Origin of the sequence: Mycobacterium arosiense ATCC BAA-1401 = DSM 45069, from assembly GCF_002086125.1 — a bacterium.
In the GTDB taxonomy this organism is placed as follows: domain Bacteria; phylum Actinomycetota; class Actinomycetes; order Mycobacteriales; family Mycobacteriaceae; genus Mycobacterium; species Mycobacterium arosiense.
In genome coordinates this window covers 1-14,649 of record NZ_MVHG01000057.1, presented here as the reverse complement: position 1 = coordinate 14,649, position 14,649 = coordinate 1, and the positions used below count along the sequence as shown (strand labels likewise).

Here is a 14,649-nt window from a genome sequence, read left to right as displayed (position 1 = left end):
GGCTACCGCGCCGGGTGGCTGATCACCCAATGCCGCTCGGCATCGCGAATACGCCTGCGGTCCATGGCAAGCCAGGACAATCCGGCCCCGAAGGCCAGCATGGCGACGATCGCTGCGGCAACCCCCGCGCCGGCTTGGCCCAGGGCGAAGTTGGCCACACAGACGACGAACGCCAACGCGGCCGCCGCGACGACGAGCAGCCCTCGCCTGGCTCCACCCATGTGCGGGTCAGCGGTCCGATCCTGGTCGACAGGGTTGTGCCTCATGGCGTCTCCTCTGCTGTCGCTTGCGTTTCGGCCCGATCCCTTGGACCTACCCGAAGGGCTGTCGGGACAAACGACGTGGCGGAGGTGACGCGCGGAAGCGCCTACAGCGTCTGGTGGCGGCCGAAGTATTTGTGGTCTTCGCTGTAGCCGCCGTAACCGCTACCGATGTCGTGGTAGTCGGCGACGAACTCGATGCCTTTGATCCACTTCACCAGTTTGAAGCCGTGCTGCAATTCGTTACGCAGCCGCAGCGGTCTGCCGTGCATGTAGGGGAGCTGCTGGTCGTTCATGTTGTAGGCCAGCATCGTCATGTGGTGGTCCATCTGGCCGATGTGGTGGGCGTTGTAATAGATGCCTCCCGTGGCGCCCAGGCCCATCGAATAGAAGACCGCCCATTTGGCCTCCGGGAGCGGTTTGACGATGTCCATGATCGTCTTCATCTGCACGCCACCCCATTTGGCGACGCCGGACCACGCTTGAATGCAGAAGTGCTGGCTGATCTGCTCGTGATAGGGCAGCGCCTTCAAATCGTCGAGCGAGAACTCCATCGGGCACTCGACCAGACCGTAGACCTTGAGGCGCCAGTCCTTGAAATCGTCGCGCTCCAGTTCCTTGTACTCGACGGTCTCGGGCAGCCGGCCGTTGCGCCAGTGGTGCGGCGAGATGTCCTTTTCGGTGAAGGCGCCGGGCTTGGGGTCCAGCTGCTCGAGCACCCGTTGGAAGGGGCCCACCAGGGCGTACCCGACCCGCTGAACGACCCGGGGGTGCTTGATGGTGAACGGGGTGGCCCAGACCCACGCGACCGCCGTCACCACCATCGCCAGCGAGAAGATCCCGAATCCGATCCAGCTGTTGTCGTCGCGGGAGGCGAACATGTGGTTGAGGTTTCGCAGCGCGCTGGTGGTCAGGACCATGGTGACGTGCACCAGGATGAAGAACAGGAAGTAGACCAGCACCACGAAATGCAACGACCGCGCGTGCTGAATGCTCAGCCGCTTGCTGAGCCAATGCACCCGCTGGGATAGCGCGGGCGACATTCCCAGACCGGTGAGCAGCGCGGCCGGGGCGGCGATGAACACGGTGGCGAAGTACGACAGCAGCTGCAGGCCGTTGTAGGCGATCCAGCCGTTATCCGTGGGCCAGTCCAGCGACAGGTACTGAATGGCCACCGACGCCGCGTTGGGGAAGACGTCCCAGCTGGTTGGCACGATGTGGCGCCATTGTCCGGTGGCGAACAGCAACACGTAGAAGACCGCCCCGTTGACCAGCCACAGGACGTCAACGCCGAGATGCCACCAGCGGGCCAGGCCAATGGAGTGCCGGAACCCGGGCAGCCCCAATTGCGGTGGCAGCGCGACGGTGTCGGCGTTGGCGGTCCACAGCTCGTCGTCCGGAACGGGCGGACCCACCCGCAGCCACTCGTCCTTGCCCGGGGTGGCGTTGCGGCTGAAGTACAGCCGGGGATGATCGCAGAGGATCTGGATCCCCGTCCTGATGATGAACATCATCATGAAGAGGTTGAAGAAGTGCGTCCAGCCGATCCAGGCTGGCAGCCCCGGGGGAATTCCGGCGCTGTCCGAGCCGGGGTAGCGGTGAATGAACGACTGCACCGCCGGCACGTTGTGTAAGCCTTTGCCGACGGCGATCCCGGCGATCAGCACGGCAAAGCCGATGGGGATCAACCACAGCAGGTTGAACCACCTGTCGCGGCTGACGCGCAGCTTGGGGGCGGTGGCCCGCCTGGCGAGATCGAAGCCGCCACCGTAATGCTCCACATCGATGACGTCTTCGGCGGTGTGTATCTCGTTGCGGTAGTCCGGGATGGACGTCAGCGGCGTGCCCACTGCCAGGGTCGATACCGAGCCGCCCTGCGTTGCCCGCCCTCCACCGGTCCCCGCGGAATCCACGGTGTTCGTCACGCGGCCGAAATTACACGAAGCCCTCTGGATTAATTGGAATCAATCGGGAACGAAGGCTGTGGTCGCGCCCCCGCTTCGGCCGGCGGCGGCCGGTGCACCCGTCGAGCGCGCAAAATCTGGCCGGGCCGTGGCGGTGTTAGCCGCACCTGCCCACAAAATGCGCCGAATTATGCCGCACATACAGAACGATGGGTCTTGCTGTGAGTGTGCGCATAATGTGCTGTTAACACGCTAGGCGGGGTCGCGCGGCAGCAGCCGGCGCACCGGGCGGGTCTCGATGGCGTTGACCGTCAACGCGCGGCGGGCGATCCGCCAGCCCGCCTCGGTCAGCGCGTACTCGTCGTCGTAGCGCAGGTGCCACGCCGCGTCCACGAGCTCGCCGCCGCGCGCGTCCCAGTGATGCGCGACGCACGCGATGCGCCCGCGGGCGGTGCCGGGTCGCACGGCCGCGTCGTACACCTCGCCGATGATCGCGTGCTCGGTACGGAGCACTGTGGCGACCGCCGCCACCGCCGTGGCGATGCTGTCCTGGCCGCGATGCGTCTGGGTCGGCCGCAGATCGGCGGGAGGTGTCGGCACCAGCAGCTCGGCATCTGCTGTGAAAAGCCGTGCTGCAGCGGCGAATTCGCGGTCGTCGACGTGCGCTGCGTACCGGTGCACCAGGTCGCTCAGCGCCGCCCGGTGTTCGGCGGAAAGCGTCATGAGCTCAGCGACAGCCGCTGCGCACACGCCGACAGCAGGTCCTTGGCCTGCTCGATGTCGGTGGTCGGCGGCATGGCCAGCACCAACCGGTCGGCCCCCTGATCGGCGAGGGCGCCCGCGCGCTCGGCATCGACCTTGGTGACCGCGTGGCCCAGCGACACTTCGAGCGCCGCCGGATCGCGGCCCGCCGACGATGCCTCGTCGCGCATGAGCGCAATCAACGACGCCAGTCGCGGTCCGGTCACACCGAGCGGCTGGAAGCCGTCGCCGAGGCGTCCGGCGCGCCGCGCGGCCGCTCGGCTGTGTCCGCCGATGTGAATCGGGAGACGTTCGGCCACAACGGGTTTCGGATAGCACATGACGTTTTCGAAGCTGAAGAACTCGCCCGCGAAAGACACCCCCTCGGGCCGATCGGCCCACAACGCGCGCATGACGGCCAACTGCTCGTCGGCCCGCCGGCCCCGGCTGTCGAACTCCGCGTCGCAGGCGGCGAGCTCTTCGGCGAGCCAGCCCACCCCGACGCACAGGCGCAGCCTGCCGCCCGACAGGGCGTCGACGGTGGCAACGCGCTTGGCCAGCACCACCGGATGGTGATTCGGCAGCACCAGCACGCCGGTGGCCAGACCCAGGCTGTTGGTGTGGCCGGCCAGAAACGCAAGCAGGTCAAGGGGATCCGGGATGGGGCAGTCTGCCGCCAGTCCGACGCGCCCCGAAGTGTCGTAGGGGTAGACGCTGTCGTAGCGGGTGAGCAAGACGGTGTGCTCGACAACGACGATCGATTCGAACCCGCAGGCCTCGAGATGGCGCGCGAAGGCCACCATCCAGTCGGGGTCCGCGGTGACACCGTCGGCGACCGGGGCCACGACTGAGACCTTCATGGTTTTCGAAGCTAACCAAACTAGCCCGCCGGGTGACTAGCGGGTCGCGCTTTCGGCCACGGCGGGTGCTAGCGCGGAGCGCACGGCTTCGGCGAGCGTGGCGGTCCGGCGATTGGTGAACACGTCCTCGAGCAACACCGCGCGCCCGTCGGGACCCGTCAGCGGCACCCGCCAGTTGGGGTATTCGTCGGTGGTGCCGGGCTGATTCTGGGTCCGGCGATCGCCGACGGCGTCCGTCAGCGCCACGCCCAGCAGCCGTGAAGGCGTCCTGCCCAGATAGCGGTAGAGCGCCACGACGATGTGCTCCGGGTCGTCGTCGCCGTCCTCGAGCAGTCCCACCCGGCGCAGCTCGGCCATCCACGCCGCCAGCTCGGTCCGGTCGGACTCCAACTCCTCCTCGACGGGACGGGTCAGCAGCCCCAACGAATCACGCAGCCGCACATGGTCGCCCGCCAGATAGCCGGCGGTCGGGGGCAGATCGTGCGTGGTGACCGAGGACAGGCAGTACTCGCGCCAGCGCTCGGCCGGCAGCGGGCCCCCGCTACCGTCGCGATCCAGCTCGAACCAGAGGATCGAGGTGCCCAGCAGGCCCCGTAACAAGAGGTAGTCCCGCACCCACGGCTCGACCGTGCCGAGATCCTCGCCGACGACGACCGCGTCGGCGCGGTGCGCTTCCAGGGCGACGATGCCGATCATCGCTTCGTGGTCATACCGCACGTAGGTGCCTTCGGTGGGCGGGGCGCCCCGCGGGATCCACCACAGCCGGAACAACCCGATGATGTGGTCGATGCGCACCCCGCCGGCGTGCCGCAGCACCGCACGGATCAGCGCCCGGAAGGGCCGATATTCGTGCTCGTCCAACCGATCCGGTCGCCACGGCGGCTGCGACCAGTCCTGGCCGAGCTGGTTGAACTCGTCCGGCGGCGCGCCCGCGGTCACCCCCAGCGCCAGCACGTCCTGCAGCGCCCAGGCGTCCGCGCCATCCGGGTGCACACCGACGGCCAGGTCGTGCATGATCCCCAACGCCATGCCGGCCCGGATCGCCTGTGACTGCGCCGTCGCCAGCTGCTCGTCGAGTTGCCACTGCAACCACCGATGGAAATCGACTGTGTCGCTGTGCTTTCGGACGAAGTCCGCGACCCCGGACGCGTCCGGGTGCTGCAACGCCGCGGGCCAGGAGTGCCACTCGTCGCCGTACTTCTCGGCCAGCGCGCACCAGGTGGCGAAGTCGTCGAGCGCGCGGCCCTCCCGGTCGCGGAAGGCGGCGTAGGACAGCTCCCGTCCCGCCGACCGTGGCTCTTGGTGCAGCAGTTTCAGCGCCGCCCGCTTGGCCGACCACGAATCGTCGCGGTCGATCGTGTCGACGCCGCCGGCACGCTGCTGGACCTCGGAACGCAGCCGGCGGATCCGGCTGCGCTTGGTCAGCTCGGCGAACTCGGGGATGGCCTCGACGTGAAGATAAATCGGATTGACGAAGTGCCGCGAGGTCGGCAGATACGGCGACGGCTCCATCGGCTTGGTCGGGGCCGCGGCGTGCAGCGGATTGACCAGCAGGTAGTCGGCGCCGTGCCGGGAGGCCGACCACACCGCGAGGTCGGTCAGATCGGTCAGATCGCCGACACCCCACGACTGCCGCGACCGCACGCTGTAGAGCTGCGCGGCCAGGCCCCACGCGCGCCGGGCGCCGAGCCGCTCCGGCAGCCCGAGCCAATCCGGCGTCACGATCAGCGCGGTGCTGGTCTCGAAGTCACCGGAACGCAGGTGCACCCGGTGGTAACCCAGCGGCAGGTCGGCGGGCAGCAGGAAGCTGGCCTCGCCCACCCAGCGGCCGTCCAGGTCGAACGGCGGGGTGAAGTTGTCGACCTGTTCGACACCGCCGCGCACCGTGCCGTCTTCGAGCTGCAACCACACCTCGGCGGGATCGCCGTGGGTGACATGCGCCCAGAACCGGATCTGCTCGCCGGTGCGCCCGACGATGGTCGGTGGCAGCCGGCGCGCCCAGTGTGACCGCAGCTTCGCGGTCAACGCGACGTTGCGCTCCTGCTCGTTGTCGGCCGCGACGCCGAGGGCGCCCAGCACGGCCTTCAACGTCGTTTCGGCCACCCGCACCCGACGGCCGGACCAGTCCTCGTACTCGGTCGCGATGCCATATCTCCGGGCGAGTTCGATCAGCGACGGAGCGAGTTCGGTCATACCGCCATCTTGCTGCCCGGATTCGCCGGGCGGCGACTCGGACCCGGTGCGCGTTGGCGCATTCTTTGCTGGGCGGTCGCCGGCCATTCATTCAGGTCGACGGTTCCCGACGGCTTCACGCTCGACAGGACGAGCGGGCCCGCGGCGATTACGATGCCCTGAGGAGATCACAAGGATCCGGTCGGCTCATTCCTGGGGGGACGGAAACTGCCAGCTCAGTGGCGCGCATCGGCGCCGCCTTTCGCGGCGGCACGGCGCGCAGGGCGGGGCCGGATCCGGGTGCATATAGATGCATATAGAGATGTACAAACGGATGCGCTTTGGCGCCGCGTGGCGAGGTCCGCGCAGGTGCCCTAACGTTGTCAGGTAATTCGCGCTGGATCGATCAGAGGACGATATCCAGGCGCTTCAGCAGACCGGATGGTGAATAAGTGGCGGAAGAGAGTCGCGGACAGCGCGGGTCGGGGTACGGCCTGGGGTTGTCGACCCGGACCCAGGTGACCGGCTACCAGTTCCTTGCGCGCCGCACCGCGATGGCGCTGACCCGGTGGCGCGTCCGCATGGAGGTCGAGCCGGGACGGCGGCAGAACCTGGCCATCGTGGCATCGATCTCCGCGGCGCTGGTCATCTGCCTGGGCGCGCTGCTCTACTCCTTCATCAGCCCCGCCGGACAGATCAACGAGTCGCCGATCATCGCCGACCGCGACTCGGGAGCGCTGTACGTCCGCGTCGGCGACAAGTTGTACCCCGCGCTGAACCTGGCGTCGGCGCGCCTGATCACCGGACGCCCGGACAACCCGCACCTGGTGCGGTCCAGCCAGATCGCCACCCTGCCGCGCGGCCCGATAGTGGGCATCCCGGGCGCGCCGTCGAGCTTCCACCCGACCGCCCCGGCCGCGTCGTCGTGGCTGGTGTGCGACACCGTGGCGAACTCGACCGGCGCCGGCGCCCCGTCGGGTGTGACGGTGACCGTCATCGACGGCAACCCGGATCTGAGCAACCACCGGCGGGTGCTGAGCGGCTCGGACGCGGTGGTGCTGAACTACGGGGGGGACGCCTGGGTGATCCGGGACGGGCGCCGCTCCCGCATCGACGGGTCGAACCGATCGGTGCTGCTGCCCCTGGGCCTCACCCCCGAACAGGTCAGCATGGCCAAGCCCATGAGCCGCGCCCTGTACGACGCGTTGCCGGTGGGGCCGGAGCTGACCGTGCCGCAGATCCAGAACGCGGGGGCGGGGGCGTCGTTCCCGAACGCGCCCGGCCCCATCGGCACCGTGATCGTCACCCCGCAAATCAGTGGTCCGCAACAGTATTCGTTGGTGCTGGCCGACGGCGTGCAGACGCTGCCGCCGTTGGTGGCCCAAATCCTGCAGAACGCCGGACCGGGCAACACCAAGCCGGTGACCGTGGAACCGTCCGCTCTGGCGAAGATGCCGGTGGTCAACAAGCTGGACCTGTCGTCGTACCCGGACGCGCCGCTGAACGTGCTGGACATCCGCGAGAACCCGGCCACCTGCTGGTGGTGGCAGAAGACCTCCGGTGAGAACCGGGCCCGCGTGCAGGTCATCTCCGGCGCGACCATTCCGGTCGAGCAGAAGGACACCAACAGGGTGGTGTCACTGGTCAAGGCCGACACCACCGGCCGCGAAGCCGACCAGGTGTTCTTCGGGCCCGACTACGCGAACTTTGTGGCCGTCACCGGAAACGACCCGGGAGCCAAGACCGCCGAATCGTTGTGGTGGCTCACGGACGCGGGTGCCCGGTTCGGGGTCGACGACACCCGCGAGGTACGAGAAGCGTTGGGCCTGAAGGCAAAACCGGGCCTGGCGCCGTGGGTGGCGCTGCGGCTGCTACCGCAAGGGCCGACGTTGTCGCGAGCGGATGCGCTGGTGGAGCACGACACGCTACCGATGGATATGTCCCCAGGAGAGTTGGCGGTACCGAAGTGAAACGTGGATTTGCGCGGCCGACGCCGGAGAAGCCTCCGGTCATCAAGCCGGAGAACATCGTCCTTCCGACGCCGCTGAGCATCCCGCCGCCCGAGGGCAAGCCCTGGTGGATCGTGGTGGTCGGCGTCGTGGTGGTCGGCCTGCTGATCGGTATGGTCGCCATGACCTTCGCCAGCGGCTCGCACGTGTTCGGAGGCGCGGGATCGATCTTCCCGATCTTCATGATCGGCGGCGTCGCGATGATGATGTTCGGCGGCCGGTTCGGCGGCCAGCAGCAGATGAGCCGCCCCAAGCTGGACTCGATGCGCGCCCAGTTCATGCTGATGCTGGACATGCTGCGCGAGACCGCCCACGAGTCGGCGGACAGCATGGACGCCAACTACCGGTGGTTCCACCCGGCGCCCACCACGCTGGCCGCCGCGGTCGGGTCACCGCGGATGTGGGAGCGCAAGCCCGACGGCAAGGACCTGAACTTCGGCGTGGTCCGCGTCGGCGTCGGGATGACCCGCCCCGAGGTGACCTGGGGTGAGCCCCAGAACATGCCCACCGACATCGAGCTCGAGCCGGTGACCGGTAAGGCACTTCAGGAATTCGGTCGCTATCAAAGCGTCGTCTACAACCTGCCCAAGATGATCTCGGTGCTCGTCGAGCCCTGGTACTCGCTGGCCGGAGATCGCGAGCAGGTGGTGGGGTTGATGCGGGCGATCATCTGCCAGCTAGCCTTCTCGCACGGGCCCGACCACGTCCGGATGATCGTGGTGAGTTCCGACCTGGACGAATGGGACTGGGTGAAGTGGCTGCCCCACTTCGGTGACCCGCGCCGTCAGGACGCCGCGGGCAACGCGCGGATGGTCTACAGCTCGGTGCGCGAGTTCGCCGCCGAGCAGGCCGAATTATTCGCCGGCCGTGGGTCTTTCACGCCCCGGCACGCCAGTTCGTCGGCCCAGACCCCGACGCCGCACACCGTGATCATCGCCGATGTGATCGACCCGCAATGGGAGTACGTGATCAGCGGCGAAGGCGTGGACGGGGTGACCTTCTTCGACCTCACCGGCTCGGCAATGTGGAGCGCGGTCCCGGAGCGCACCCTGCGGTTCGACCAGTTGGGTGTGATCGAGGCGCTGCCCCGCGACCGCGACACCTGGATGGTCATCGACGAGAAGCCGTGGTTCTTCGCCCTGACCGACCACATCAGCGTCGCCGAGGCCGAGGAGTTCGCGCAGAAGCTGGCGCGCTGGCGGCTGGCCGAGGCGTACGAGGAGATCGGCCAGCGAGTGGCGCACATCGGCGCCCGAGACATCTTGTCCTACTACGGAATCGACGATCCCGGCCACATCGACTTCGACGCGCTGTGGGGCAGCCGCAACGACTCGATGGGCAGGTCGCGGTTGCGGGCGCCGTTCGGTGTTCGGTCCGACAACGGGGAGTTGCTGTTCCTGGACATGAAGTCGCTGGACGAAGGCGGCGACGGCCCGCATGGCGTCATGTCCGGCACGACCGGTTCCGGTAAGTCCACCCTGGTGCGAACCGTGATCGAATCGCTGATGCTCAGCCACCCGCCCGAGGAGCTGCAGTTCGTGCTGGCCGACCTCAAGGGTGGATCGGCGGTCAAGCCGTTCGCCGGCGTGCCACACGTCTCCCGGATCATCACCGACCTGGAAGAAGACCAGGCTCTGATGGAGCGTTTCCTGGACGCCCTGTGGGGTGAGATCGCCCGCCGCAAGGCGATCTGCGACAGCGCCGGCGTCGACGACGCCAAGGAATACAACTCGGTGCGCAGCCGGATGCGGGCGCGCGGCCAGGACATGGCGCCGCTGCCGATGCTCGTCGTCGTCATCGACGAGTTCTACGAATGGTTCCGCATCATGCCGACGGCGGTCGACGTCCTCGACTCGATCGGCCGGCAGGGCCGCGCGTACTGGATCCACCTGATGATGGCGTCGCAGACCATCGAGAGCCGCGCCGAAAAGCTGATGGAGAACATGGGTTACCGGTTGGTGCTGAAGGCGCGTACCGCCGGTGCCGCGCAGGCGGCCGGCGTGCCGAACGCGGTCAACCTGCCCGCCCAGGCCGGTCTGGGTTACTTCCGCCGCAGCCTGGAGGACATCACCCGGTTCCAGGCCGAATTCCTGTGGCGGGATTACTTCCCGCGCGGGCTGACCGACGACGGGGACGAAGCGCCGGCGCTGGTGCACAGCATCGACTACGTCCGTCCGCAACTGTTCACCAACTCGTTCACCCCGCTGGAAGTCAGCGTCGGGGGACCCGAAGTCGCCGCGCCCGCCGTCCCCACCGACGGCGAGCCGCCGCTTCCGATCGAGGCAGCCGAGGACGACGACGCCGAAGGGATCAGGACGCCCAAGGTCGGTACCGTCATCATCGACCAGCTGCGCAAGATCGACTTCCAGCCGTACCGACTGTGGCAGCCGCCGCTGAGCCAGCCCATCGCCATCGACGAACTGGTCAACCGGTTCCTCGGTCGCCCCTGGCAGCAGGACTACGGCACCGCGCGGGACCTGGTCTTCCCGATCGGGATCATCGACCGTCCCTTCAAGCACGACCAGCCGCCGTGGACGGTCGACACGTCGGGACCCGGTGCCAACGTGCTGATCCTGGGCGCCGGTGGTTCGGGTAAGACGACCGCGCTGCAGACCCTGATCTGCTCCGCGGCGCTGACCCACACGCCCGAGCAGATCCAGTTCTACTGCCTGGCCTACAGCAGCACCGCGCTGACCACGGTCGCCCGCCTGCCTCACGTCGGTGAGGTGGCCGGCCCGACCGACCCATACGGGGTGCGCCGCACGGTGGCCGAACTGCTGGCCCTGGTGCGGGAGCGCAAGCGCAGCTTCCTCGAGTACGGGATCGCCTCGATGGAAGTGTTCCGGCGGCGCAAGTTCGGCAACGAGCCCGGACCGGTCCCCAACGACGGGTTCGGCGACGTCTACCTGGTGGTCGACAACTACCGGGCGCTGGCCGAGGACAACGAGGTGCTGATCGAGCAGGTCAACGTGATCATCAACCAGGGCCCCTCCTTCGGGGTGCACGTGGTGGTCACCGCCGACCGCGAATCGGAGCTGCGGCCGCCGGTGCGCAGCGGTTTCGGATCCCGGGTCGAGCTGCGGCTGGCCGCCGTGGAGGACGCCAAGCTGGTGCGTTCGCGATTCGCCAAGGACGTTCCGGTCAAGCCGGGTCGCGGCATGGTCGCGGTCAACTACGTCCGCCTCGACGCCGACCCGCAGTCCGGTCTGCACACGCTGGTGGCGCGGCCGGCGCTGGCCAGCACGCCGGACAACCGATTCGAGTCCGACAGCATCGTCGAAGCCGTCGGCCGCATCGCCAGCGGCCAGGCCCCGCCGGTGCGCCGACTGCCGGCGACGTTCGGCGTGGAGCAGCTACGGGAGCTGGCCGCCCGCGACACCCGCCAGGGCGTCGGTGCGGGCGGAATCGCCTGGGCCATCTCGGAATTGGATCTGTCGCCGGTGTATCTCAACTTCGCCGAGAACGCGCACCTGATGGTGACCGGCCGCCGCGAGTGTGGGCGCACCACGACGCTGGCCACCATCATGTCCGAGATCGGCCGGTTGTACGCGCCGGGAGCGACCAGCGCACCGCCGCCGGCGGCGGGGCAGCCCTCGGCCCAGGTATGGCTGGTCGACCCGCGCCGCCAGCTGCTGACCACGCTCGGCTCCGACTACGTGGAGAAATTCGCCTACAACCTCGATGGCGTGCAGGCGATGATGGGCGAACTGGCCGCGGTCCTGGCCGGCCGCGAGCCGCCGCCGGGATTGTCCGCCGAAGAGTTGCTGTCGCGCAACTGGTGGAGCGGACCGGAGATCTTCTTGATCGTCGACGACATCCAGCAGCTGCCGGCGGGCTTCGATTCGCCGCTGCACAAGGCCGCTCCCTGGGTGACCCGCGCCGCCGACGTCGGCCTGCACGTGATCGTCACGCGCACGTTCGGTGGCTGGTCTTCGGCCGGCAGCGACCCGATGTTGCGGGCCCTGGCCCAGGCGAACGCGCCGCTGCTGGTGATGGACGCCGACCCGGACGAGGGATTCATCCGCGGCAAGATGAAGGGTGGCCCGCTGCCCCGTGGTCGAGGCCTGCTGATGGCCGAGGACACCGGCGTGTTCGTTCAGGTCGCGGCGACCGAGCTGCGTAAGTAGCACCCAACAGGACGACGGCCGCTGCGCCGGGGCTGACCGGGACCACCGGGACTCAGCCCCAGCGCAGCGGCAACTCCTTGAGCGCGAAACTCTTTGACGGGTAGTTGATGACGGGGGAGTAGCCCTCGGGCAGTTCGAAATCCGGGATTTGGGTGAGCCATTCCGCGACGATCACCGTCAGCTCGATGCGCGCCAGGTGAGAGCCGAGGCAGCGGTGCGGTCCGCCGCCAAACCCCCAATGGCGGTGGACTTTTCCGTCCATGTTCAGCTCGTTGGTGGACATCGCGTCGCTGTCGTCGCGATTGACCGCGGCCATGCACAGCCGCACCGGTGTGCCGGGCGGCAGCGTCATGCCGCCGACCTCGACGAATTCGGTGGTGATCCGCGGTGCCACCGGCGCCGACGGCTCGAGCCGAACGATCTCCTCGATGAAAACCCTGGTCTGCTTGGGGTTGTCGCGTAGCTCCTTGCGCAGCTGCGGTCTGCGGGCTAATTCGAACAGCGAGAATCCGATAGCCGCGGTCACCGTGTCCAGACCCGCCAGGATCAGCAGGTGAGTCATGCCGAGCAGTTCGAGGTCGGTGAAGTCGCCCTTGCCGGTGATCACCTGGGACAGCATGTCCGACTTCGGGTTGCGCCGCCGCTGCGCGATGACGTCCGCGAGATACGTCAGCAACTGATCGGACTTCTCGATGTCGCTCTGTGTGATGAAGGGCTTGTCGCCGACGACGGCGTCCTTCCAATCGATGAGACGGTCACGATCCTCGACCGGCAGACCGTAGAGATCCAGAAACACCTGAAAGGGGTAGAGGTTGGCGAAATCCGCCATCACTTCGCACTCGTCCCGGCCGGCCAGCGCCGCGATCATCTCGCGGGCGTGGCGCTGCAGCACCGGACGCGACTTACTCAACGCGTGCGGGCTGAAGTACGGCTGCAGAATCTGGCGGTAGCGGGTGTGTTGCGGCGGATCGAAAGCCAGGGGCAGTACGGGCAAGGGGTGCCCGGGTGGCTGCAGGATGGTCGACGAGAAGACCTTGGTGTTGCGCAGCGCGGCGAGCACGTCCTCGCGGCGGGTTATGTAGTAGTGGCCGTTCATGAATACGACCGGTCCGGCGTCGCGTAGCGTCTTCCAACCCAGGCCCCGGTCCTCGGTCATCGGCAGCGTGGCGAAATCAAGCCGAGGCAGGTGGAACGACCCTTGCTGGCCTTCGCTCATGCGCTTCGCTCTCCGGTCGTTCGTCGTTGGTGAAATCGTCGGTGAAATGGCCCGACGCTGTTGCGCCGTTGTGCCGAATTCGTTGTTGGCAACACCTGGCGACACATCAATATTGCATCGGCGAATCAATATCGCATGCGGGGCAACGAAACACGGATCCGCCCGCCCGCGCTGGAGCGAGTTTGCGATGCGCGAAAGCCATCGGCGAACACCTTCGACACTGTACCGACCGACTAATCTGGGTACCGCACTGTGAAGCGCGTGCTCGTCTGATCGCGAAGACGGTTACGGCGGTGGCGCGCCAGCTAGGGAGGAAGCCTCATGAGGGTTCGTCTGGAACAGTCGAAATGTGTGGGCCACGCCCAGTGCTACGCCGTCGACCCCGACCTCTTCCCGATCGACGAGTCCGGCTATTCGATTCTCGAGGAGCACGAGGTCAGGCCGCAGGACGAGCAATCGACACGCGACGGCGTCGCGTCGTGCCCCGAAATGGCGCTGATTCTCGAAGAGGACTGAAGCGCCGACCGTCCAGGCGGGCGCCGTCGCCGGCCGGCGTTAAGCAAACGGCGAGTGAACAATTCATTGCCTTGTATGAACTGCCGCCGACCGGGAATGAACAGTGGCTGGCCATTGATCAACAGGTGCCTTTGCGTATCGGTGTTTGCTTCGTAACGAACTAATCTCAGTGCCGGGCGGCAGTTCGGGCACACGCGAGCTGTCGCTCGGTTGCTGAAAACGGGGGATAGGCCGAGGCCAGAAGGTGCATGACGTTCTTGACCGGATGTCCGAAACGTGCGGTGGCAGACCACCTTTGCCGGCACAGCCAATCGGTCAGTGCACATCGTCCGGCGTGGCTGACGGAGTTGCGGGCGGAACGCATCGCACAGCAAGCCCCCCGAACTCGGCGGCAAACCGGTGGCGTCGTCTACAGAGCCGTGACCACGGCCACCACTGATTCCTACGTGACAGCCGAGATCGCCTGCGTTCCCGGCCGACTGAGGAGGACACGGTGTTTGACTTCGCGGCGTTACCGCCCGAAATCAATTCCGGTCGCATATACGCGGGTCCGGGGTCGGGGCCGATGATGGCCGCCGCCGCCGCCTGGGACGAGATTGCGGCGGAATTGGGTGTAGCGGCCAGCGGCTACAACTCGGTGGTTACCGAGCTCACCAGCGGGCCATGGGTGGGCCCGGCATCGATGTCGATGGTCGCGGCGATCACCCCGTATGTGAGCTGGCTCAGTGCCATGGCCGCGCAGGCCGAGGAGACCGCCGGGCAGGGCAGGGCGGCGGCCGCGGCGTTTGAGGCGGCGTTCGCGATGACGGTGCCGCCGCCGGTGATCGCGGCCAATCGTGTGCTG

10 protein-coding genes are annotated in these 14,649 nt (G+C 67.5%); 4 read left to right on the top strand and 6 right to left on the bottom strand.

What is annotated here, in order from left to right:
* Nucleotides 1–2 precede the first annotated feature (2 nt).
* The 5 genes from BST14_RS19190 to malQ form a co-directional block, all read right to left on the bottom strand.
* Nucleotides 3–266 (bottom strand): LapA family protein, encoded by a 264-nt coding sequence (locus BST14_RS19190; RefSeq protein WP_142279491.1) that lies wholly within the window; start codon nt 264–266, stop codon nt 3–5.
* Between the two features lie 101 nt (nt 267–367).
* Nucleotides 368–2,110, bottom strand: coding sequence for a molybdopterin-dependent oxidoreductase (locus tag BST14_RS19185; protein ID WP_083065967.1), 1,743 nt, complete (start codon nt 2,108–2,110; stop codon nt 368–370).
* A gap of 306 nt (nt 2,111–2,416) precedes the next feature.
* Complete coding sequence (locus BST14_RS19180) at nt 2,417–2,887, bottom strand: nuclear transport factor 2 family protein (protein ID WP_083065966.1); 471 nt, start codon at nt 2,885–2,887, stop codon at nt 2,417–2,419.
* Entirely contained in the window at nt 2,884–3,765 is an 882-nt protein-coding gene (locus BST14_RS19175; RefSeq protein WP_083065965.1) for an LLM class F420-dependent oxidoreductase, read from the bottom strand. The genes BST14_RS19180 and BST14_RS19175 overlap by 4 nt, the downstream gene beginning before the upstream one ends.
* Before the next feature lie 36 nt (nt 3,766–3,801).
* On the bottom strand, nt 3,802–5,958 hold the full coding sequence (gene malQ / locus BST14_RS19170; protein ID WP_083065964.1) for a 4-alpha-glucanotransferase: 2,157 nt from the start codon (nt 5,956–5,958) through the stop codon (nt 3,802–3,804).
* A gap of 431 nt (nt 5,959–6,389) precedes the next feature.
* Here malQ and eccB point away from each other — a divergent pair, with 431 nt between their 5' ends.
* Together eccB and eccCa are read left to right on the top strand one after the other, a co-directional pair.
* Nucleotides 6,390–7,907: a type VII secretion protein EccB gene (gene eccB, locus BST14_RS19165; protein WP_083065963.1), complete on the top strand. Its 1,518-nt coding sequence runs from the start codon at nt 6,390–6,392 to the stop codon at nt 7,905–7,907.
* The gene (gene eccCa / locus BST14_RS19160; protein WP_083065962.1) at nt 7,904–12,073 is read left to right on the top strand and encodes a type VII secretion protein EccCa; all 4,170 of its coding nucleotides are present in this window, start codon (nt 7,904–7,906) and stop codon (nt 12,071–12,073) included. Before eccB ends, eccCa begins: the two co-directional genes overlap by 4 nt.
* Nucleotides 12,074–12,125: 52 nt before the next feature.
* On the opposite strand, the gene BST14_RS19155 is transcribed toward eccCa, so the two are convergent.
* A complete protein-coding gene (locus tag BST14_RS19155; protein ID WP_083065961.1) occupies nt 12,126–13,289 on the bottom strand; it encodes a cytochrome P450 in 1,164 nt (387 codons plus the stop codon).
* Nucleotides 13,290–13,610: 321 nt separating this feature from the next.
* Between BST14_RS19155 and fdxE the strand changes: the two genes are divergently transcribed.
* A complete protein-coding gene (fdxE, locus tag BST14_RS19150) occupies nt 13,611–13,805 on the top strand; it encodes a ferredoxin FdxE (RefSeq protein WP_083065960.1) in 195 nt (64 codons plus the stop codon).
* A 493-nt stretch (nt 13,806–14,298) separates the two neighbouring features.
* The coding region (locus BST14_RS19145; protein ID WP_142279490.1) for a PPE family protein at nt 14,299–14,649 on the top strand (351 nt) is incomplete at its 3' end.

Bases quoted from the DNA above. Each gene is read 5' to 3' on its own strand.
- BST14_RS19190 (WP_142279491.1), bottom strand. From the start codon at position 266: ATGAGGCACAACCCTGTCGACCAGGATCGGACCGCTGACCCGCACATG.
- BST14_RS19180 (WP_083065966.1), bottom strand. From the start codon at position 2,887: ATGACGCTTTCCGCCGAACACCGGGCGGCGCTGAGCGACCTGGTGCAC.
- BST14_RS19175 (WP_083065965.1), bottom strand. From the start codon at position 3,765: ATGAAGGTCTCAGTCGTGGCCCCGGTCGCCGACGGTGTCACCGCGGAC.
- malQ (WP_083065964.1), bottom strand. From the start codon at position 5,958: ATGACCGAACTCGCTCCGTCGCTGATCGAACTCGCCCGGAGATATGGC.
- BST14_RS19155 (WP_083065961.1), bottom strand. From the start codon at position 13,289: ATGAGCGAAGGCCAGCAAGGGTCGTTCCACCTGCCTCGGCTTGATTTC.
- fdxE (WP_083065960.1), top strand. From the start codon at position 13,611: ATGAGGGTTCGTCTGGAACAGTCGAAATGTGTGGGCCACGCCCAGTGC.